The organism is Nannocystis sp. RBIL2, from assembly GCF_026626745.1.
GTDB lineage: Bacteria > Myxococcota_A > Polyangia > Nannocystales > Nannocystaceae > Nannocystis.
In genome coordinates this window covers 968,574-989,060 of the sequence record NZ_JAPNJW010000002.1, presented here as the reverse complement: position 1 = coordinate 989,060, position 20,487 = coordinate 968,574, and the positions used below count along the sequence as shown (strand labels likewise).

The 20,487-nt window shown below is 73.9% G+C and carries 14 protein-coding genes and 1 tRNA gene; 7 read left to right on the top strand and 8 right to left on the bottom strand.

The features are described from left to right. Positions 1-584 precede the first annotated feature (584 nt). Complete coding sequence (locus OV090_RS29130; protein ID WP_267707896.1) at positions 585-4,070, top strand: TonB-dependent receptor; 3,486 nt, start codon at positions 585-587, stop codon at positions 4,068-4,070. Between the two features lie 41 nt (positions 4,071-4,111). Here the strand turns inward: OV090_RS29130 and OV090_RS29125 are convergent, their stop codons facing one another. From OV090_RS29125 to OV090_RS29110, 4 genes are all read right to left on the bottom strand, one after another. Next, on the bottom strand, positions 4,112-5,581 hold the full coding sequence (locus OV090_RS29125) for a hypothetical protein (protein WP_267707895.1): 1,470 nt from the start codon (positions 5,579-5,581) through the stop codon (positions 4,112-4,114). Between the two features lie 448 nt (positions 5,582-6,029). Beyond that, positions 6,030-6,105, bottom strand: a tRNA-His gene (locus OV090_RS29120). Between the two features lie 65 nt (positions 6,106-6,170). After that, entirely contained in the window at positions 6,171-6,710 is a 540-nt protein-coding gene (locus tag OV090_RS29115) for a hypothetical protein (protein WP_267707894.1), read from the bottom strand. 17 nt (positions 6,711-6,727) lie between these two features. Continuing rightward, positions 6,728-7,069 carry a PilZ domain-containing protein gene (locus OV090_RS29110; RefSeq protein ID WP_267707893.1) on the bottom strand — a complete coding sequence of 114 codons (342 nt, stop codon included), beginning with the start codon at positions 7,067-7,069 and terminating at the stop codon, positions 6,728-6,730. A gap of 163 nt (positions 7,070-7,232) precedes the next feature. Between OV090_RS29110 and OV090_RS29105 the strand changes: the two genes are divergently transcribed. The 6 genes from OV090_RS29105 to OV090_RS51015 are packed head-to-tail and all read left to right on the top strand — an operon-like array spanning position 7,233 to position 15,419. After that, positions 7,233-9,092: a GNAT family N-acetyltransferase gene (locus tag OV090_RS29105; RefSeq protein ID WP_267707892.1), complete on the top strand. Its 1,860-nt coding sequence runs from the start codon at positions 7,233-7,235 to the stop codon at positions 9,090-9,092. After that, positions 9,089-9,592, top strand: coding sequence for a hypothetical protein (locus OV090_RS29100; RefSeq protein WP_267707891.1), 504 nt, complete (start codon positions 9,089-9,091; stop codon positions 9,590-9,592). Before OV090_RS29105 ends, OV090_RS29100 begins: the two co-directional genes overlap by 4 nt. An 8-nt stretch (positions 9,593-9,600) precedes the next feature. Beyond that, a complete protein-coding gene (locus tag OV090_RS29095) occupies positions 9,601-9,864 on the top strand; it encodes a hypothetical protein (protein ID WP_267707890.1) in 264 nt (87 codons plus the stop codon). Further along, positions 9,864-12,203, top strand: a complete 2,340-nt coding sequence (locus OV090_RS29090; RefSeq protein ID WP_267707889.1) for a hypothetical protein — start codon at positions 9,864-9,866, stop codon at positions 12,201-12,203. The genes OV090_RS29095 and OV090_RS29090 overlap by 1 nt, the downstream gene beginning before the upstream one ends. Next, positions 12,200-13,702, top strand: coding sequence for a hypothetical protein (locus OV090_RS29085; protein WP_267707888.1), 1,503 nt, complete (start codon positions 12,200-12,202; stop codon positions 13,700-13,702). The genes OV090_RS29090 and OV090_RS29085 overlap by 4 nt, the downstream gene beginning before the upstream one ends. Before the next feature lie 7 nt (positions 13,703-13,709). Further along, on the top strand, positions 13,710-15,419 hold the full coding sequence (locus OV090_RS51015; protein ID WP_267707887.1) for a proton-conducting transporter membrane subunit: 1,710 nt from the start codon (positions 13,710-13,712) through the stop codon (positions 15,417-15,419). A 373-nt stretch (positions 15,420-15,792) separates the two neighbouring features. Here the strand turns inward: OV090_RS51015 and OV090_RS29075 are convergent, their stop codons facing one another. From OV090_RS29075 to serS, 4 genes are all read right to left on the bottom strand, one after another. Beyond that, on the bottom strand, positions 15,793-16,686 hold the full coding sequence (locus OV090_RS29075) for a hypothetical protein (protein ID WP_267707886.1): 894 nt from the start codon (positions 16,684-16,686) through the stop codon (positions 15,793-15,795). A 28-nt stretch (positions 16,687-16,714) separates the two neighbouring features. Beyond that, positions 16,715-17,635 carry a GNAT family N-acetyltransferase gene (locus OV090_RS29070; RefSeq protein ID WP_267707885.1) on the bottom strand — a complete coding sequence of 307 codons (921 nt, stop codon included), beginning with the start codon at positions 17,633-17,635 and terminating at the stop codon, positions 16,715-16,717. A gap of 241 nt (positions 17,636-17,876) precedes the next feature. Beyond that, positions 17,877-18,893 carry a tryptophan--tRNA ligase gene (gene trpS / locus OV090_RS29065; protein WP_267707884.1) on the bottom strand — a complete coding sequence of 339 codons (1,017 nt, stop codon included), beginning with the start codon at positions 18,891-18,893 and terminating at the stop codon, positions 17,877-17,879. A gap of 38 nt (positions 18,894-18,931) precedes the next feature. Then, the gene (serS, locus tag OV090_RS29060; protein ID WP_267707883.1) at positions 18,932-20,305 is read right to left on the bottom strand and encodes a serine--tRNA ligase; all 1,374 of its coding nucleotides are present in this window, start codon (positions 20,303-20,305) and stop codon (positions 18,932-18,934) included. Between the last annotated feature and the right edge of the window lie 182 nt (positions 20,306-20,487).

The following is a 20,487-nucleotide window of genomic DNA, read 5'->3' as shown; positions in this document are numbered from 1 at the left end:
GAGGACGCGGCGACGACCTGGCTTTCGGGCCAGGTCATCGGCGCACGCCGATCTTCGCTCACCGCCTGCGCGGCCGTTCGAGGGACGAGCCGGCGCGCGGCGGCGACCTGGTTTTGGAGACAGGTCGTCGGCGCACACCGGTCCGCATCATCGCCCACCGCCTGCGCGGTCCGTTCGAAGGCCGAGCCGGCGAAGCGACGGAGACCTGGCTTTAGGGCCATGTAGATTCAGGCCGGGCTTCAGGACAGGTGCTCGGCGCCGGGGTCTCTCGGCTTCGAGACTGCGCGAGCGCCCTGAGCTTCGGAGACAGGGCGGTGGGCCGCGTACCGGCTCGCTGTGCGAGCGCTCTGGTCTTCGGGGCAGAGCGTTCGACCCCGGGGTCGCTCGGCGCCGAGAAGCCACGCGAGCGCTCTGGTCTTCGGGGCAGGTCGGCGGGGCGCCGCGGCGGCTCGCTTCCTCACGTCGCGCGGCTGAAACCACGGGCCCGGGTGGGGGCGTCTGCGGAGGGCGTCCTGTTCGCTGCAGCGCGGTCCGATCGGGGAGCGAACCGTGCGGCCGCGACTTCGCCTACTGTCGAGACGACCATGCCGAGCCGCGTCCGTCACCGACCTCGCTGCGCCGCGCTGGCGACGGCGGTGCTCGTCGGCGCGCCGGTGCTGGCCTTCGCGGCGCCGCAGACGGCGCGGGCGCTCGAGAACGCGGGCCTGAACGGGGCGGTGAAGGACAAGCAGACCGGCGAGGCGCTCGCTGGCGTCCTCGTGATCGCGCAGTGCAACTGCCTGCAGGGGACGCGCGAGACGCAGACCAACGCCGACGGCATCTATGCCTTCCGCGACCTGCCGCCCGGCATCTACACCGTGCAGGTGCTGTACCGCGAGAACGACCTCAACCGGATCGTCGAGCTCATCCCGGGGGCGAAGGTGCGGATCGACTTTCAGCTCGCGCCCGATCAGCGGTGGGTCGAGACGATCGTGGTCGACGCGGCGCCGATCCGGACCGACGGCGCCAGCGTCACCAAGGTCGACGTCGAGCGGATGCGCAAGGTCCCGATCGGCGGCACCAGCCGCGACTACACCGCCGTAGTCGACATCGCCCCGCTCGCGGGCAAGGACGCCGGCGGGGTCCGGATCGCCAGCGCCACCAGTGCCGAGAACAAGTACGTCGTCGACAGCCAGAACTCGACCAGCCCGGCGTTCGGCACCGTGGGCGCGAGCATCGTCCAGGAGTTCGTCGACGAGGTCGAGGTGGTCGAGGGGGTGTTCGACGCGGAGAACGGCGGGGCCAGCGGCGGCCTGGTGCGCGCGCGCAGGATCGGCGGCACCAACAAGTTGCGCGGGGTGGCGCTGTTCCGCTTCACGCCGCGGATCGCCCAGCCGCGCTTCATCGACGCCACCGACGAGTCGCTGCGCGTGGCCGAGATCTACAACTACGAGATGCAGGGCGTGGTCACGCTGTCGGGCCCGATCGTGCGCGACAAGCTGTTCTTCGCCGTCGGCGTGGCCCCGGGCGGCAGCAACAACTCGCTGGTGCAGTCGTTCTACCGCCGGCGCGACAAGGATCTCTCGGGCGGCTACGAGACCTGCCCCTACGCCAACGGCGTCAACGACTGCGCGGCCAACGGCAACTACATCGACACCGTCAAGTTCGCCGAGCAGAAGTTCCGCACCGGCCGCTTCGACCTCGGCTGGACGGCCAGCCTCGACTGGCAGATAAGCCCGCGCCACCGCCTGCGGCTGTCCGGCGGTGGCGGGCCGAACTTCCGCCGGCGCAGCTTCCGTCAGCCGCCGGGGTCCGAGCCCAACGCGTTCGGCACCAACCCGAACGCGACGCTCGGTGGCGCCTCGCGGGTCGCCTCGGGCGTGGTCAACGACAGCTTCGGCGTCGACTACGGCAACGGCACCGGCGTCGGGCTCGAGTACGAGGGGCGGGCGCTGAACGACAAGCTCGAGATCGACGGCTACCTCTACTACACGCGCCTGCGCAGCCAGCAGGCGTGGAAGCTCGACCACGAGCGGATGCGCCAGATCCCGCTGACGCAGGAGCGCGACACCCAGGGCCGCAACCTGTACGACCTGCTCGACCGCGACGACGCGGTGCGGCTGGTGCAGGGCGTCGGCGACGCGTGCAACGACTCCAACCTGCCGGGCCTGACGTGCCCGACGCGGGTATGGCTGTCGGGCGGCATCGGCTCGCACTCGGCCACGCAGCAGGACCGGATCGGCGGCGGGTTCGCGCTGACGCACTTCTTCTCGGGCAAGCGCGCCGGGGCCCACCAGTTCAAGTACGGGATCGAGATCGACGGCTCGCAGATCCGCCAGCGCTCGGCCTACTCGGGCGGCAACGACCCGGACTTCTACGCCAACTGTCCCCAGGGCCAGGTCGGCGGCGGCGAGTACTGCTTCGACTCGGCGAGCGGCCAGTACGACATCAGCACCGCCACCCGGGTCAACAACAACCGCGTGATCCTGGTCCAGTCGGACAACCCGGATCAGCGGCAGACGCTCGGCTTCGGCCGCGTGCGCTACGAGCAGGACGACCTGCGGGCGATCGCCACGCCGGTGGGCGCGGGAGTGCGAGTGCCGGCCTACGCCTCGTCGCTGTCGAGCCAGAACTACGCGTTCTTCGTCCAGGACAAGTGGTCGATCCTGTCGAACCTCTACGTCTCCGGCGGCGTGCGCTGGGAGATGCAGGAGCTGCGCGACGTGTTCGGCCGGCGCGGCCTGCTCATCGCCGACAACGTCGCCCCGCGCGCGAGCCTGGTGTACGACTGGACCGACGAGGGCAAGAGCCGGCTGTACGTCAGCTACGGGTGGTTCTACGCCCAGATCCCGGCGATCCTGGGCAACCGGATCTTCGGCGGCCTGGTCAACGTCACCCGCTCGTACCGCAACTCCGACTGCGAGACGCCGGTGACGATCGGCGGGGTGACGCACGACCGGCTCGATAACGGCGCGCCGACCGAGTACTGCACCGACGGCAACACGAACACCAGCGGCCTGACCTTCGGCGCGGTCGTACCTGACCTCAAGGGCATGTACGTGCAGCGCTTCAACGCCGGCTACGAGCACGAGGTGGTCGAGGACCTGCTGGTCGGGGTGCGCTGGCTGCACGACGGGCTCGGGCGGGCGATCGAGGACGTGTCGCCCAACGGCGGCCTCAACTTCCTGCTGGCCAACCCGGGCGAGTCGGTGTCGCGAGCCGACATCGCCCGCCAGGAGGAGCGCTGCGCCGCGCTGCAGGCCACCGCCGACGCCACCGCCGCCGACGACCCGCAGCGGCAGAACGTGATCCGCGAGCTCAGCCGCTGCGACTTTTTGGCGTCTTCGTTCAGCTCGATCGGCGGCCTGTTCTCGCGCCCGATCCGCAACTACGACGCGTGGGTGTTCCAGCTCACCAAGCGCTTCGCCAAGAACTGGGTGTTCCAGGGCAGCTACGTCTACAGCCGCCTGATCGGCAACTACGACGGGTTCGTCGACCGCAACACCGGCGCGATCAACATCGGCGCGAGCACGACGTACGACATCCCCGAGCTGGTGCGCAACAGCTACGGGCCGCTGTGGGACAACCGGCCCCACCAGCTCAAGCTCGACGGCTACTACACCTTCGACCTCCGCCGCGGCGGCCGGCTCACTCTCGGGCTCAACCTCCGCTACCAGTCGGGCTCGCCGATCAGCGTCTACGCCGACAACAACCGCTACTCGGGGCTGTCGCTGGTGTACGTGCTGCCGCGCGGGGCCGGCGGCCGGCTCGAGCCCAACTACTTCGCCAACCTCGGCATCTCCTACGCCTACCCGCTGCCGGGCGAGCTCGAGCTCGAGGTGGTCGCGCGCCTGGTCAACCTGACCAACTCGAAGGCGGTGCTGCGGGTCGACGAGACCTACTCGTTCTCGCAGAGCCGGGCGATCGCCGGCGGCGACTTCGACGACCTCAAGCACGCCAAGGTCCAGACCGCCAACGCGCCGACGGCCTTCTTCCAGCGCACGGTCCTGCCGGCCCAGGGCAACTTCGGCGTGCAGACCCAGTTCCAGCAGCCGATCGGGGCCCAGTTCGAGGTCCGGCTGCGGTTCTGAGCGGTCCGAGAGGGCATGTCCGGATGGACATGTCCGCGGTGCTAGGTCGCTTCGGACATGCCCCGGAGGACAGCCGCGAGCGCGGCGGCGTCGAGCGCCTCGAGGTGACCGCCGAGCTCGACCTGGCAGCCGCCCGGCCACACGCGGGTGCGGTGCTCGGGGAACGGCGCGAGGGCCACGAGGAACGACTCGGGCAGGCGCTCGAGCCGGCGGGCGTCGCCGCGGGCGCGGTGGCCGGCGACGAGCGGGTGCGGCTCGTCGCCCGGGCGGCCCGGGACGAGCTCGACGTCGGGCGCGCCGCGGCCGAGCACGCCCGCTTGCAGGACGACGTGCCAGACGCCGCGGTCCTGGCGGGCGCGCAGGTCGACGGCGACGCGCGCGACCTCGCCGCGCAGGGCGATCACGGCCCCGCGCTGCTGCTCGAGCACGGTCGGCGCCGGCAGCTCGAGCAGGGCCGCGGCCTCGGTGACGATCGCCTCGAGCGGGCGCGTCGGGGCCTGCGTCCGCGGGGCGGGGGCCGGCGCGCCGACGACGGTGTCGAGCGCGAGCAGCAGGCCGGCGCCGGTCATCAGCACGAGCTGGGGCGTCGACAGGCCGAGGCCGGCGCACAGGAGGATCACCAGGCAGAGGCCGCGCACGTGATCGCGGCGCGACAGCAGCGAGGTGGTGGTTAGCGCGAACACGACGAACAGCGCCAGCATGCCGCCGACGATCCGCCAGCCCGGGAGATAGCCGGGGTAGGGCAGCTCGAAGCCGAGCAGTGAGCGCGCGAGCTGGCCGACGGCGGCCTCGAGCTCGCCGAAGCGCAGGGTGTAGCCGCGGTGCAGGGTGAAGCAGGCGACCGCCGACAGGCCGAGCGCGGCGCCGTGGAGGCCGCGCTCGGCCCGGGGGCGCATCACCGCGACGCCGAGCAGGGCAGCCACGCCGACGCTGACGAGGATCGGCGCGGCGCCCTCTGTCCCGAGGGGCATGCCCGAAAGGACAGACTTGCCCCCGAGCGCGCAGCGGACCGCGAGCGGCATCAGCAGGGCGACTGCGCCCCAGCGCAGCGCGAGCGGCTGGAGCTGCGACCACAGGGCCGCGAGCGCGAGCGGGGCGGACAGCAGCAGGCTGGCCGTTCCGACCTGTCCCAAGAGACCGATGGGCGCGTCGGGGGCGCGTGACAGGTGCTCGGCCAGCAGCAGCGCCGCGCCGGCGAACGCCGGGATCGCGGGGATCAGGCGCGTGCGCCCGAGCTTCGGATCGGCGGCCCAGCCGATCGCCACCGCGACGCAGGCCGCGGCGCACAGGACGGCGAGGAAGTGATGCAGCAGGAGCTCGCCGTGGTAGGCGAGGCCGAGGAGCGAGCCGCGCAGGCCCACCAGCAGCGCCGCGACCACCACCGCGGGCAGGCCCATGGCGACGCATACGTGCAGCGGCCGGTGACGCTGCCACACCACCAAGCCGGCGCCGATCGCCAGCGCGGCGGCGACGAGCAGATAGATCGTCGGGCCCTCGCGAGCGGCGCGCATGACCGCGGCATCGCTGGACAGCGACAGCTCGAGCGTGGCGACGAGCTGAAGGATGCCGGCAAAGGCTGCAGCCGCAGCGAGGGCGTGAGTCTTTGGCGTGCGACCTGTCACGCGACTCTGTGCGGCGTCATGGGGGCGAGACGCGCGGCGAATTGCCGTGCGTGGAACCCGTGCAGGGTAGCACGCCGGACGGCCCGCACGGACTGCGGCGACGATCCGCGGGAGCGAGCGAGCACGCACGCCGGACCCGGCCGGACGCGCCGGGCTCGGCGGGAGCTGCACCCGGGAAGCGGACGGACCGCGCCGCGCTCGAGGCGGCAGCGCCGGCGCGGTGGTCGGCGCGCCGGAGGTCGCAGGGAGCTCCGGGCTGGTGCCGGGCGAACGCGGGCCCGAAAGCTAGGGCGCCCCACGAGCCGGAGGCTGTGGGGCGCTGAACTTGCTTTTTGGAGGGCGATTAATGGGATTCGAACCCATGACCTCTCGGACCACAACCGAGCGCTCTAACCGGCTGAGCTATAATCGCCGTATTGCTGACGTGGTGCCCCGGGCGACCGGGGAGGCGGTGTGTAACACAGGCCGGTGGGGTTGGCTAGCCCGATTGCGTCGGTTTTGCGCCGCGGTCCTCGCGGGGGGGAGGGGGCGGCGCGAGCTGGCCGGCGGCGGGGTGGTCCTTGCAGACGCGGAGCCACAGCGGCACGACCTCGGCCAGGTCCTCGGCGACGGCGCGCGGGACGACGCAGTGGGCCAGGCCGTGGTGGCTCATGTACGCGACGATGGCGGCCCGGCCCGCGGCGATCTCGGCGTGTAGCTCGGGCTCGAGGGTGAGGCGGCCGAGGGAGCCCTTGTCGGTGGGGAAGTGGAACGCCTCGGCGCGCTCGCTCGGCAGGCCACCGACCGGGTCGAGGCGCGTGCGCTCCACGACGCGGCGGCAGGTGTCGTAGATCTCGCTCTTGCCGGCCTTGCGCAGGGCGGCGACGTCGAGGCCCGACTTGGGCTTGGCCGGCGCGGCGGGGGCGGGCTTGGCGGCGGGTTTGCCGGCCGGCTTGCCGGCCTTCTTGCGCTCGGCGGCGGCGAGTTGCTCCGGGGTGACGAGGCCGGCGGCGGCGAGCTTGGCCTTGAGGTCGAGCATGCGCGGCGATCTATAGCTCAGGCGGCGCTGCTGAGCATCGCCTGCAGCAAGGTGGCTTCGAGCTCGGTGAGCCCGACGAAGCGCAGGCCGAGGCCGGGGAAGCGGCCCTCGCGGGTGCCGCCGAGGCGCACGACCTCGGCGTCGAGCACGAGCGGGTTCTTGGCGTCGCCGCGGTGCATGGTCAGGCGCACCGAGGTGCCGACGGCGACGGAGCGCGCCGTGGTGACGAAGGCGCCGCCGGCGGAGAGGTCCAGGGTTTGCCCGCGCACCTGGCCTTCGGGCGTGTGGACCAGAGAGTCGATGCGGACACGCACGCGCGGGAAGGCACGGCGCTCGTGACGAACGGTCAGATCTCCCATGGCCCTCACCCCGGCGAACCAACTGCGCCGACGACCGACGCCACTTCTTCTTGTGCATCAATTCGCGGGGCGCGCCAGAGACCGAGTCGCCGCGCGTGTGTCCGGTCGCACCCGTGGGCCGGCTTGACCGTCCGCGCGGGAGCGGTCCATCCTTGCCGCCGCTTTGAAGGTCCACCTCATCGGCATCGGCGGCACCGGTATGGGCGCGTTCGCAGGGCTTCTACAGGAAGCCGGCCACGACGTCCGCGGGTCCGACACCCAGTTGTTCCCGCCGATGTCGACCCAGCTCGAGGCGGCCAAGATCCCCGTTTTCGAAGGGTTCGCGCCCGAGAACCTCGACTGGGAGCCGGACTTCGTGGTCGTCGGCAACGTGTGCGGCCGCGAACACGTCGAGGTCGTCGGCGCCCAGGCGCGCGGGCTCGCGCTCGAGAGCTTCCCGTCGCTGCTCGAGAAGGTGGTGCTGCCCGAGCGCCGCGCGCTGGTGGTGGCCGGCACGCACGGCAAGACGACCACGTCGTCGCTGCTGACGTGGATGCTGCAGGTCGCCGGGCAGCAGCCGAGCGCGCTGGTCGGCGGCGTGCCGATCAACCTCGGGCGCGGCTATCTGTTCGGCCGCGGGCCCGCGATCGTGCTCGAGGGCGACGAGTACGACACCGCCTTCTTCGACAAGGGCTCGAAGTTCTTCCACTACCGCCCGTTCCGCGCGATCGTCACGAGCGTCGAGTTCGACCACGCCGACATCTTCGCCGACCTCGACGCGGTCAAGGCGGCGTTCGTCCGCTTCGTCGAGCTCATCCCGCCCGAGGGCGACTTGGTGGTCTGCGCCGACGATGCCGGGGCGATGGAGGTGTCGCGCGCGGCCCGCTGCAAGGTCACGACCTACCGCGTGCTCGACTCCACCGGCTCAGAGGGCGACGACCCGCGCTCCGCCGACTACACCTGCCGCGTCGAGGCCAAGCGCGGCCGCGGCATGATGGTGTTCGAGGTGTTCGAGCGCGGCACCAGCCTCGGCGAATTCCAGACCACTCTGGTCGGCACCTACAACCTCGGCAACGTGCTCGCGGCGCTGGCAGTGGCTCGCCAGGAGGGCGCGTCGGTGCCGGCGCTGCACGACGCGGTGCGCCGGTTCCTCGGTGTCAAGCGGCGCCAGGAGCTGCTCGGCATCGCCAGCGGGATCCGCGTCGTCACCGACTTCGCCCACCACCCGACGGCGGTGCGCCTCACCACCACCGCGATCCGTCGCCGCTTCCCCAACGGCCGCCTGTTCGTGTGCTTCGAGCCGCGCTCGGCGTCGTCGCGGCGGGCGGTGTTCTCCGAGGGCTACGCCGAGAGCTTCGCCGCGGCCTCGCGCGTGCACGTCGGCCCGCTGTTCCGTCCGGAGAAGATCCCGCCGGACCTGCGCCTCGACCCGCAGGCGCTGGCCAAGGCGATAAGCGCCCACGGCATCGAGGCGCTGGCCCACGCCGACGTCGACGACCTCGCGCAGTCGGTGCTCGCCGAGGCCGCGCCGGGCGACACGATTTTGCTGCTCTCGTCGGGCTCGTTCGGCGGGCTCGGCGACAAGATCCTCAAGGCGCTCGGCGACGCGGTGATGTTCGCGACCCCGGAGGACCTGCCGTCGGTGCACGCGCTGTGCGCCTCGTACGGGCTGGCGCCGACGATCCCCGGCGACACCACCGAGACGCTGATCATCCGCGAGCCCGAGGGCGCGGTGGTCGGCTGCGTGTCGCTGCGCATGGTCGGTCCGCAGGCGCTGCTGTTCAACCTGGCGATCGACCGCGAGCGCCGCGGCGAGGGCCTCGGCTGGATGCTGGCCGACGGGATCCTCCGGCGCGCGCGCATGCTCGGGGTCCAGCAGGTCTACCTCGTCACCACCGACGCGACCGACTTCTTCGCCGGCAAGCTCGGCGCGACGACGGCCTCGGTCGAGGAGATCGACCCGCAGATCCGCCGTGACCCCAACTTCGTGCTCGGCGACCGCGCCGTGTGCATGAAGATCGATCCGAGCTACAAGCGGGGATGATGACGGTCGCGCTGTTCGCCGCGTTCGCCGCGGTCGCGCTGGCGGCCGGTGCGGCCGCGGTGTGGCGCGCGCCGACGTGGGCGCCGGTGGTGCTGGCGCTGGCGCTCGCCGGGGTGATGCTGCTGTACGAGGCGACCGGCCTGGCGCTGGTCACGATCGCGGCGGTGGGCGCGGCCGGCCTGGTGATGACGGTCGCGCGTGGCCCCGCGCGCGCGGGCGCTCCTGCGGACCACGCGGGCGGTGACGCGCCGCCGGCGAGGCTCGGGGCGCGGCGGATCGCGGCGGTGGCAGGCGCGGTGGCGGGCCTGGTGTTCGTGCTGGTCGGGACGTGGGCGCGCCAGTTCCTGTGGACGGGCCGCGAGCTGGCGCCGGGCTCCGGGTTCGGCGAGCTTCCGGGGCTGGGTGCCGCCCTCGCGGGCGCGCCGGCGCTGCTCGGCGTCGGGCTCGTGATCGTTGTGGCGGCAGCCGCGTGCGCCGGGCCGCCGCGGCATCGGATATAAGACCGCGCGTGCCCATCACCCACGTCTACTACCTGGCCAGCGGCTTGTGGCTGCTCGGGCTCGCGGGCGTGCTGCTGCGCCCTGACGGGTGGGCGCGGACGTTGGCGCTGGTGGTGATGCTGGTCGGCGCGGCGACGGTGCTGGTCGGGGCCGCGCGCGCGTGGGCGGCCGCCGACATCCACGGCCTGGCGGCGCTGCTGCTCGCGCTCGCCGGCGCCTACGCGGTGGTGCTGGCGACGCTGCAGGCCGCGCCGGACCGGGAAGGTTCGTGATGGGCGCGCTGGCGGCGACGCTGCTCCCGGCCGCGGTCGGACTCGCGCTCGTCGGCCTGGTCGGGCCGCTGGAGCGGCGCTGGGGCGTGGCCTCGGCCAGCGCAGCCGCGGCCCGCGGGGCGCTGGTGGCGGCGGTGCTGGCCTGCCTGGTGCTGTGGCAGGCGATCCAGCGCAACCAGCTCGAGCACCGCCTCGAGTGGATCCGCGTCGGCCGCACGACGACGATCGACTGGATCGTCCAGCTCGACGGGCTCGGCCTGGCGCTGGCGGTGGTGGCCCTGGCGGCGCTGGTGCTCGGGGTCGTCGCCAACCTGGCTTTCGGGACAGCCGGTGGCGGCCGCCCGGGCGCGCGCCTGGCCCTGGCCGCCGGCGGCGCGCTGGTGCTGGCGAGCGGCGGGACCCTGGCCCAGCTGGCGAGCGGGGTCGGCCTGGTCGTGCTGGCCCTCAGGGCATGGCCGCGAGACCATGTGTCTTCGGACATGCCCGATCGGACATGGCTTTTGGGCCTGGTCGGGGCGGGCTTGTCGCTGGCGATCCTGGCCTGGCTGGGCGCCGCGGGCGACTTCGACCTGATGCGGCTCGAGCGGGCCTCGTTCGCGCAGGAGCGCTCGCAGCTGGTCCGCGGGCAGATCGGCGGGCCGTTGTTCGGGCTGCCGCCGGGGGCGGTGGCGACCCTGGCGGCCGGGGCCGCGGCGCTGGCGTGGGCGCTGGCGTGGCCGCGGCTGCTGGCGCGCGCGTGGGCCGAGGGCCCGGCGCCGGCGCTGGTGGCCACGTGCGTGGCGGCGCCGGCGCTGGCGGTGGTGCTGCTGCGGACGCAGGTGGCGCTGGCGACGGCCCCGACTGCGCTGGCGCTGCTCACCACGGCGGCGGCGGGCACGGCGGCGTGGGCGGGGATCGAGGCGGCGCGCGCCCGCACGAGCGCGCGCGCGCTGGCGTGCGGGACGGCGGCGACTCTGGCGATCGCGACCGCGACGATAGCGATCGGCGAGCCGATCGCTGCGGCGCAGCTGCTCCTCGCGGGCGGGCTGGCGTGGGCGGCCCCGATCGCAGGGCTGTTCGCGCCGCGACCGCTGCGAGCGGGCATCGTCGGCGTGGCGGGGCTCGGCCTCGCCATCGCGCTCGGGCCGGCAGTGGTGGCGCTGTGGAACGACCTCAGCGCGTGGTCGTCGGGCATCAACCTGGTGGCGCCAGCGCTGGCGCTGGTGGGCGTGGCGGGCTCGGCGAGCGCGGTGCGACGTGTCCTGGGGGACAGGACCGATGCGCCAGGTTGGCCGCGGCCCGAGGCGCCGCCGCTGCTGCTCGGGGTCGCGGGGGCGCTGGCGCTCGGGGCGGTGGCTGCCGGGCTGTGGCCGCTGGCGCAGCGGATCTGGCCGCTGTTCGTGAGCGGGCGGATGTTCGAGGGCGCCTACGCCCTGGGGCCCCGGCCGGACGCGTGGATCGTGGGGCCGGTCGTCGGCGCAGGGCTGGTGGCGGCCGCGATGGTGATCGGGCTGGTGCTCGCGCCGCGGGTCCGCCCGGCGAGCCGTCCGCGCTCGCGCGCCGCGGGAGCGGCCGGACCGACGATCCCGCGGCTGCTGCGGCTGGGCGAGCGGCTGGTCGGTCGCCTGACCTTGTGGCCAGGTGACGAGCGGGTGACCGTCGCGCCGGGCCGCTTCGATCTTCGCGGGCCGCTGCTGCTGGCGACCGCCGGGGCGCTGGCGATCCTCGGCTCGGTGTTCTGCAACCCCGACGTGGCAGTGCTCGGGCCGACGCGGGTGCATCCGGTCGACCTCGGCGGCCTCGATGCGGCGATGGCCGGCGCCCGCCGCGGGAGCGCGGAGGCGCCGGCGCAGACGAGCGTCCGCGGACCGGGGACGGGGCTGGAGGGGCAGGGCGAAGACATCGGCCCGGCGCCGCGCGGAGATTTACCGGCTGGCACGGAGGACATGCCCGAAGGGGCAGGTGCGGCCGGAGAGTTCGAACCGGCGCGCATCGAGGCGCCGGCGGGGGCTGGCGCGGAGGACATGCCCGAAGGGGCAGGTGCCTCCGCGGGCGGCGCGGTCCCTGAGCCGGTGCCCGCGGGGACGCGAGAGGCTGGCCCGAGAGACATGCGTGAAGGGGCAGGTTCGGCGCAGGCCGGCGGAGCGACGGCTGGCGCTGGAGACATGCCCGGAGGGACAGGTTCGGATCAGGTCGGCGGAACAAAGGCTGGCGCTGGAGACATGCCCGGAGGGACAGGTTCGGCGCAGGCCGGCGAGGCGACGAAGGCTGGCGCTGGAGACATGTCCGGAGGGGCAGGTTCTGCAGGGCAGGGTCAGGTAGGCGCGTCGGGGGCTGGGCCCGCAGGAGGGCGGCAGTGAGCGCGCTGGCGGATCTGCGGATCGTCGCGGCGCTGCCGTGGCTCGCCGCCCTGGCGGTGTTGTTGCTGCCGCGGCGGGCGGCCCGGGTCTGCGCCCTGGGAGCGACTGCGCTCGGGGTGGCGGCGGCGATCGCCTGCGCGGCGGGGACGGCGGCGATCGAGGCGCCGTGGCTCGGCCGCGGGGTGGCGCTGCGCCTGGCGATCGGCCCGCTGTCGGCGCTCGGGCTGGTGGCGACGGCGATCGCGGGGCTGCTCGCGGTGCTCGAGGAGGAGACGCGCCGCCGAGGTCGGTTGGCCGGGCTGCTGGCGCTGCAGGGGACGGTGCTGGTCGGACTTTTGGCCGACGACGCGCTGCTGCTGGCGGCCGCGTGGGCGCTGGCGCCGGCGCTGGTGCTGGGGCTCCTGGGAGTGCGGGCGAGCGAGGCCGAGGGGCGGATCGCCGGCCGGGCGTTGGCGCTGTTCCTGTCCCTCGGGGCAGGTGCGGTGCTGCTGGTCGCCGCGGGCCTGACCGTGGCCCATCGCGGCGCGAGCGGCGGGACGTGGAGCGCGGCGCTGGTCGACATGGCGAGCGTGCGCGTGCCAGGGGGGGCAGGGACGGCGCTGGCGGCCGCGCTGGCGCTGGCGGGGACGCTGGCGATCGGGCTGTGGCCGCTGCACGCGGGGTTGGTCGAAGGGACAGGCGCGGGCTCGCGCGGGACGGCGCGCCTGCTGGCGGGGCCGGTCCGCTGGCTCGGGCTCGACGTGTTGATCCGGCTGTGGGCGCCGCTGGTGCCGCTGGGCGCGGCCGCGACGGCGCCGTGGCTGGCAGCTCTGGCGACGCTGGGGGCGGTCTACGCCGGGCTGTCGGCGCGCGCGGAGGTCGATCCGGACCGCCGCGCGGCCCGGATCGCGCTGGTCGGCTGGAGCGTCGCGGTGGTCGGCGTGGCCACGCTGACGCACGAGGGGCTGGCGGGGGCGCTGCTCCTCGCGGTGGTCGCCGGGCTCGGGCAGCCGGGGCTGGCGCGCGCCGGGACGGTCACGCGCGTGGTGCTCGGCCTCGCGGCGGGGTTGGCGGGGGCGCTGGTGAGCAGCGCGGCGCTGCGTCCGGCCGATCTGACGCTCGCCGCGCTCGGGCCGTGGTGCGCCTGCGGGGCCGCGCTGGCCCTCGGGCTGGCCGGCTCGGCGATGATTCGTGGGACAGGTCCGAAGGGTCATGTCGTCGGGGACATGGCGCCTGCGACAGGTCCTTCGGAGCATGTCCCCGCGCGCTGGTCGGCCGCGGCCCTGGCCGTGGTGGCGGCGGTGGCGATCGCGCGGCCGAACCTGGTGCTCGCGCGCGTGGACCAGGCCGGCGAGGCGTGGGTCCGCGCGAGCGCGCTGCAGCGCTGCCTGGCACTGGTCGACCCGCGGGTGGTGCCGGTGCTGCTGCCGCCGGTGCTGCCGACGCGCTGCGAGTCGCCTCTCGCGGGCCTGCGCGCCGGACTGGCGAGCGCGGAGGAGAGGCGGGTGCGCGGTGAGTGAGGGGCTGGTGCCGTTCGCTTCGGTGTTGATCGTCGGGCTCTGGGGCGTGCTCAGCTTGCTGGCGGCGCGCGCGGGGCAACCGGCGGCGCTCGGACGGCTCGCGCTCGGCCGGGTCGTGCCGGCGGGCGGGCTGGCGCTCGCGCTGGCGACGGCGCTCGCGGGGTTGACCGCGCCCGAGTTGGTCGGCGAGCTGCAGGCGCGCGGGGCGATCGTCGTCGATCGACTGGCGGCGCTGTTCGACGCGCTGTTGGTCGCGGTGCTGCTCGCGGCGGTGATCGCAGATCCGCGGCCTGGCACCGATCCGCGCGCGGCGTGGGGTCGGGGCATGCTGCTGCTCGCGGGCGCGGGGGCGATGTTGGCGGCGCGGGCGGCCGACTGGGCGAGCCTGTGCGTCGGCCTCGAGCTGGCGACCCTGGCGGGCGGGCTGTGTCTGGCCGCAGGCCGCGAGGGCGAGCCGGCGGAGGGGGCCGCGGCGGCGGGGCGCGAGTCGGCGAGGACCTGGCTCTTGGGACAGGGGCTCGGCGCGGCGTTGCTGTGGCTCGGCGTCGGGCTGGTGGTCGCGGCGACCGGGACGGTGCGGCTGCACGAGCTCGGCGCCCGCGTCGGCGCGGTGTTCCTGCGCTGGGGCGCCCACACGACGCAGGCCGCAGTGGACGTGCTGCAGGCCAAGAATGAGCTGCCGGCGGGGCTCATCGCCCACGCCCGCGACGCTGCGGTCGAGGGCATGGCCCCGGCGGCGCTGTACATCCCGGGGGCGTTGTTGGTGCTGGCAGGGCTGCTGGTCCGCGCCGGCGTGTTCCCGCTGCTGGCCGGGCGCACGCGGGTGGCCGGGCGCGCGGGGCTGTGCGGCTGGGTGGCGACCGAGCTGGTCGTGAGGACAGCCGCGGTGGCGGCGCTGATCCGCGTGTTCGTGGCGGCGCTGCACACCCCGCGGGTGGTCTACGCGCCCTACGGCTGGGGCACCGCGGCGGCGGTGCTCGCCGGCGTCTCGGTCGTGGTCTGCGGGATCCGTGCCGTGCGGGCCGCCGATCTGCGGCGCCTGCTGGCGTGGGCCGGCGCGGCGCAGGTCGGGCTGACGCTGCTGGCGATCGCGGCGGCCGCCAACTTCGTCGCGCACGCGGGGCTGCGCGCAGGCGGGCTCGAGGTCGCAGATCACTACCTCTGGGGGCACACTGCGGCGGAGGCGGCGGTGACTGCCGCCGTGATCGGTCACGGGGTGTTCGTGTTGGCGGCGATGGCGGCGATGGCCGCTGCGGCTTCGGTCCACGCCAACCGCGGGCTGGTCGACCTGGCCGGCGCGGTGCGTCGCAGCCCGGTGCTCGCGGCCTCGCTGGCGATCTGCGCCCTGGCGCTGGCCGGGGCGCCGCCCACCGCCGGGCTGCCGGGGCGCTGGTGGTTGTTCACGGCTGTCCTCGAGGACAGCAACGTGCTGGTGCGGGCGATGGCCGCGGCCGCGGCGGTCGGCAGCGCGCTGGTCGGCTGGGCCTGCCTGCGCCCGCTGCTCGCCGCGCTGACGCCCGCCCCGGGGCAGACGGAGCGGCCGACCCGACCGCGGCGCGCGGCCCTGGTGGTGGCGGCTGTCCTCTCGGGCATGCTCCTCGGGGCAGGAATCTGGGCTCAGGGCGTTTGGGACATGGCCGGAGAGGCAGCCTCGGGGATCGCGTTCCAGGCCGGGAGCAAGGGCCGCCGCGAGTGGCTGAGCCGCGCGGCGGAGTGACGCGGAGCGCCGAGGGCGGGGCGCGGCGAGCCGATGGAGCGATCCCTCGCTGGCCGGGCCCGCGGGCGCCGTGGCGATCGCCTCGGGCGGGCCACCGTCGAAGTAGTCGGGGCAGATCGAGTCGAAGTCTTTGGGTTGTCCTCGTCGGGGTAGCGAGCGCGTCGCCGGCGCTCTCGGGGCCGTCCTCGGCCCACCACTTCATCTCGCTGCCGTGGCCGAGGGTCTTGATGTAGAGCGCCTCGATCTGTTGGTGACCGATGGGGCATGTATTTCCGGGCATGTCCATTGGGTCATCCGAACGAAGGATCGACCCACGAGCGAGGCCCGCGGGCGCGATGCGCCGGCGGGCCTCTGGGGGCTCAGGCGCTGCGGGTCACTCGCAGACGCTGCCCATGGCGCCGCCCTGGCCGAGTGAGCCGGGGGTGCAGGTGCCGCCCATGCAGTCGGCGTCGGTCTTGCACTCGCCGCACACGCCGAGGGTCAAGAAGCCCATGACGCTGACCTCGCCGCACTGGCCCGAGGCGCAGGCGGCGTCGGCGTCGTCCTCGCCGAGCGGGCAGAGGGCGCCGTTCTCGACGCTGCCGGGCTCGACGCACTTCTTGGCGCCGCTGAAGGCCTGGATGTCGAGCTCGGGCGTGCAGATCTTGTCCATGTCGCAGTCGCCCGAGTCGGAGCACTCGCCGCAGGTGTCGGGGATGACGCCGGGGATCGGGATGTCGACCGCGGGGCCGCAGATGAGGCCGTCCTGGCAGGCGTCCTGCGACATGCACTGGTTGCCGTAGCCGCCGGCGGCGCAGGTGGCCCCGCTGGGCCCGAGCGAGCAGGAGATGCCGGTGCCGGCCTCGACGCAGTCGGAGTCCTCGTTGCACTCCGAGCAGATGCCGCCGTCGGGGAACAGCGGGCTCGTGTAGCAGTTCATCGACTCGCAGTCGTCGTCGCTCACGCAGTTGCCGCCGTTCGGCTGCGGGTTGCCCGGACCGGTGGTGCCCTGCGTGGTGTCGGTGGTGATGAAGCCGGCCGACATGTTGGTGGTGGTCGGCGTGGCGTCGGTGGTCGTGTCGTCGGCGGTGGTGGAGCTGGAGGACGACGTGGTGCTGGTCGTCGGGTTCTCCGTGCCGGTCGTGGTGCTCGTGCCGTCCCCGGTGGTGGTCGAGGTCTCGGTGGCGGTCGCGCCGGCCAGCGGATCTTCGCCGCGACAGGCAGCGAGCGCGAGGGTGGCGGTGAGGACGAAGGTTGCAGTCTTGGCGAGGTTATGCGCGAGGGTCACGATGAAGCTCCGGAACGGTCCGCGCGCATCATCCATCGCCCGATCGGAAGTTGTCTAGCTGCCGCGAAAGCGCGAGATCCATGGCCGCGAACCGCTGCACGACGCGAAACTCGCCGCGCTGCTGCGTGAGGTGCAGAGCGTCCTGCGAGCGCTCGCCGAGGTCGCCGCGCAGCAACGTGGCGGTGATCGAACTCACCGGGTCGGCTCCGTACAGGAGCAGCGGCATGCTCGTGGGCGTCCGTGCGAGCAAGGCCGCGACCGCAGCCAACGGATCGACGCCACGCGCGACGAGCATGCGCTGCACCAGCAGGGCTCGGCCCTCGCGCGAGACGTGGGCCCACACGCCAGGCAGCGGCTCCAGCGTGGCGGCGAGCGTCGGCGGCGTGCGAGCCCACGCGCCCGGACGCCACGCGCAGACCTCGATCGGATCGCTGTCCGTGGGGGCCGGGGACCACGGCTGCTTGACGTGGTCGGCGAGCTCACGGTCCCATCGGACAGGTGAGATCGGGCATGTCCCATGGGCCAGGAGAGTCGCGCGGCGCGCGGTGGCGACGAGGCCGAGGCGCGCGTAGAAGGCCTCGCGCTCGGGCTCGGCGAGCACGCGCAAGGCGGTGAAGCGACCGGCGAGGCGGGCGGCGGCGGCCTCGACGAGGGCGCGACCGAGGCCGCCGCCGCGACGCGCCGCGATCACGCCGAGGCCGGCCGAGTGGGCGATGCGGTCGGACGGATCGTGGCCGATGAGGAAGTACCCGAAGAGCATGTCCTGAGGGACATGTTCCGGAGCGCCGGCGGCGACCGCGAGGACCGAGAGCTCGCGGTCGACGCCCTCGCGCTCGAGCTTGCGCATGAACCACCCCGGCGCCCGCTCACCGCGGCCGAAGATGTCCTCGGCGAGGGCCGTCAGCGCGTCGGTGGCGACGCCGCCCAAGCTGCGGAGCTCGAAGTCCATCGCGCGGCGAGTCTGGCAGAGGCGCGCGGGCGAGGCGAGGCGCCGTTGCCCGCGCCGCCAGCGAAGCGGAGGACCGCGAGGCCAGGTAGCGAGCGAGCGGATGGGCGGCGCGCGTCGTCGCCGGCACGTCGGTGACCCTGTCGGCCGAGCCGCGCTGGTGCCGTGGTTCGGCGACGACGATCAGAGCAGGTGGCGGGTGACTGCAGCGGCCGCTCGCCGTGCGGCGGCCCGGCGCCGGCGCTCAGACCAGGCCGACGGCGCGGCGGCAGCGGTCGATGGTCGCGCGGGCGATCGGGCGGGCGCGCTCGGCCGAGGCGCGCAGGATGGCCTCGACCTCGTCGGGGTGCTGCAGCAGGTGCTCGCGGCGGGCCCGGGCGGGCGCGAAGTGGGCGTCGATCTTGTCGGCGAGCAGCACCTTGGCGTGGCCGTAGCCGAACGGCTGGCCGTCGCGGGCGCCGGCGCGGTACCACTCGGCGATCTGCGCCAGCTCGGCCTCGTCGCTGAGGAGCTTGAGCAGCGCGTAGACGTTGCAGGTGTCGGGGCTCAGCGGCTGGCCGAGCGGGGTCGAGTCGGTGACGATCTGGCCGACCAGCTTGCGCAGCTTCTTGCCCGACTCGAACAGCGGCAGGAAGTTGCTGTAGCTCTTGGACATCTTGCGGCCGTCGTTGCCGGGGACGATCGGCGCGCTGCCGAGGATCGCCTCGGGGCGGACGAGCAGCGGCGGGCCGCCGGCCGCGTAGGCCTCGTTGAGGTAGGTCGACATGTCCTGGGCGAACTCGACGTGCTGCAGCTGATCCTTGCCGACCGGCACGAGGGTGCCGTCGTAGATCAGGATGTCGGCGGCCATCAGCAGCGGGTAGTTGAACAGGCCCGCGTTCGGCTTGATGCCCTGGGCGATCTTGTCCTTGTAGCTGGTGGCCCGCTCCATCAGGCCGACGCCGGTGACGCAGGCGAGCAGCCACGCGAGCTCGTGGACCTCGGGGATGTCGCTCTGGCGGAACAGCAGCGACTTGGCGGGGTCGAGGCCGAGCGCGAGGTAGGTGACCGCGGCGTCGAACACGTTCTGCCGCAGCGCCTCCGGGTTCCGCAGGGTCGTGAGCGCGTGATAGTCGGCGATGAAGTAGAACGCCTCGCCCGGGTAGCGATCCTGCAAGGCGATGTGCTGGGCGATCGCGCCGAAGTAGTTGCCGAGGTGGAGCACGCCCGAGGGCTGGATGCCCGACAGCACGCGCGGAGCAGGGGATGGCGCTTGGGACATGGCGTTCGGGACCTGTCGTGAGGGACCTGGCGAAACGCTCAGGCGCGGCGGCGCGGGCCGATCACCGGCTTGCCGACCAGCGGCTGGAGCACCTCGGGGACGGCGACGGTGCCGTCCTGCTGCTGGTAGTTCTCGAGGATGGCGACGAGCGCCCGCGAGGTGGCCACGGCGGTGCCGTTCAGCATGTGGACGTGGCGCGGCTTGGGCTTGCCGTCGCCGCCGGGGCGGTAGCGGATCCGCAGGCGGCGGGCCTGGTAGTCGGTGCAGTTCGAGGTGCTGGTGATCTCGCCGTGGGCGCCGCGGCCGGGCATCCACGCCTCGAGGTCGAACTTGCGGAAGGCAGGGCCGCCGAGGTCGCCGCTGGCGATGTCGAGGACGCGGTAGGGGATCTTCAGGGCCTGGAAGATCTCCTCCTCGATGGCGAGCAGGCGCGCGTGCATCGTCTCGCTCTGCTCGGGCGTGGTGAAGGCGAACAGCTCGACCTTGGTGAACTGATGCACGCGGTAGAGGCCCTTCGACTCCTGGCCCGCCGAGCCGGCCTCGGTGCGGAAGCAGTGCGACAGGCCGGCGAGCAGCAGCGGCAGCTGCTCTTCCTCGAGGATCGCGTCGGCGAGCATGCCGCCGAGCGTGATCTCGGCGGTGCCGACCAGGCAGAGGTCGCTGTCGGCGACGCTGTAGATCTGGCTCGACTCGCCGCGCGGCTGGAAGCCGAGGCCGCGCAGGATCTCCTCGCGCGCGAGGTCGGGGGTGGTGTGCAGCGCGAAGCCGTGGCGCGCGGCGACCCCGAGGGCGAAGTGCTGCAGGGCGAGGTCGAGGAGCACGGCCTCGTGCTTGAGGTAGTAGAACTTCTGGCCGGCGACCCTGGCCCCGGCCTCGAAGTCGACGAGGTCGAGCGACTCGGCGACCGCGAGGTGGTCGCGCGGGGTGAAGCCCTCGGCCGCGAAGTCGCGGGGGGTGCCGACGCGGCGCAGCTCGCGGTGGTCGTCGTCGGTGCGGCCGCGCGGCGTCTCGGCGTGGGTGAGGTTGGGGACGCGGGCCCAGGCTTCGTCGCGGGCGCGCAGGGCGGCCTCGGTCTGATCGACGAGAGATCTCTCGTCGGTGCGCAGCTGCTTGCCCTGCTCGATGAGGCGGGCCCGCTCGGCCGCCTGCTGGTCCTTCGGCAGCGAGCCGACCGACTTCATGGCGGCGCTGGTCTGGTTCTGCTGCTGGCGGAGCTCGTCCTGGCGGCGGAGGAGGCCGAGGTAGGCGGCGTCGAGGTCGACCAGGCGCGCGACGGTCTGCGCGGCCCAGTCGGCGCCCGCGGAGTCGGCGTCCGCGCCGGGCGCGAGGTCCTCGAACACGCGCGAATGGCGGTCGCGCAGGTTCTGGGCGATCCGGGCGCTGTCTTCGCGGAGGACGTGGATGTCGAGCATGGGGCGCGGACATTAGCAGGCCCGGCGCGCGGGGGAAGGGGTCCGCCTCGCGGTGCCAGCGGCCGCGTCGGAAATCAGCGCTTGACCCTGGAGGGCCGCTCACGCATCCTACGCCGCCCGAAAGCGCCGGCCTCCAGCCGGCCCGGGGCCGTCAAATCGCCCGAATTCGGGTGAATCAGGCC

Coding starts and splice junctions, on each gene's coding strand:
- OV090_RS29130 (WP_267707896.1), top strand. CDS start 585: ATGCCGAGCCGCGTCCGTCACCGACCTCGCTGCGCCGCGCTGGCGACG.
- OV090_RS29125 (WP_267707895.1), bottom strand. CDS start 5,581: ATGCGCGCCGCTCGCGAGGGCCCGACGATCTATCTGCTCGTCGCCGCC.
- OV090_RS29115 (WP_267707894.1), bottom strand. CDS start 6,710: ATGCTCGACCTCAAGGCCAAGCTCGCCGCCGCCGGCCTCGTCACCCCG.
- OV090_RS29110 (WP_267707893.1), bottom strand. CDS start 7,069: ATGGGAGATCTGACCGTTCGTCACGAGCGCCGTGCCTTCCCGCGCGTG.
- OV090_RS29100 (WP_267707891.1), top strand. CDS start 9,089: ATGATGACGGTCGCGCTGTTCGCCGCGTTCGCCGCGGTCGCGCTGGCG.
- OV090_RS29090 (WP_267707889.1), top strand. CDS start 9,864: ATGGGCGCGCTGGCGGCGACGCTGCTCCCGGCCGCGGTCGGACTCGCG.
- OV090_RS29070 (WP_267707885.1), bottom strand. CDS start 17,635: ATGGACTTCGAGCTCCGCAGCTTGGGCGGCGTCGCCACCGACGCGCTG.
- trpS (WP_267707884.1), bottom strand. CDS start 18,893: ATGTCCCAAGCGCCATCCCCTGCTCCGCGCGTGCTGTCGGGCATCCAG.
- serS (WP_267707883.1), bottom strand. CDS start 20,305: ATGCTCGACATCCACGTCCTCCGCGAAGACAGCGCCCGGATCGCCCAG.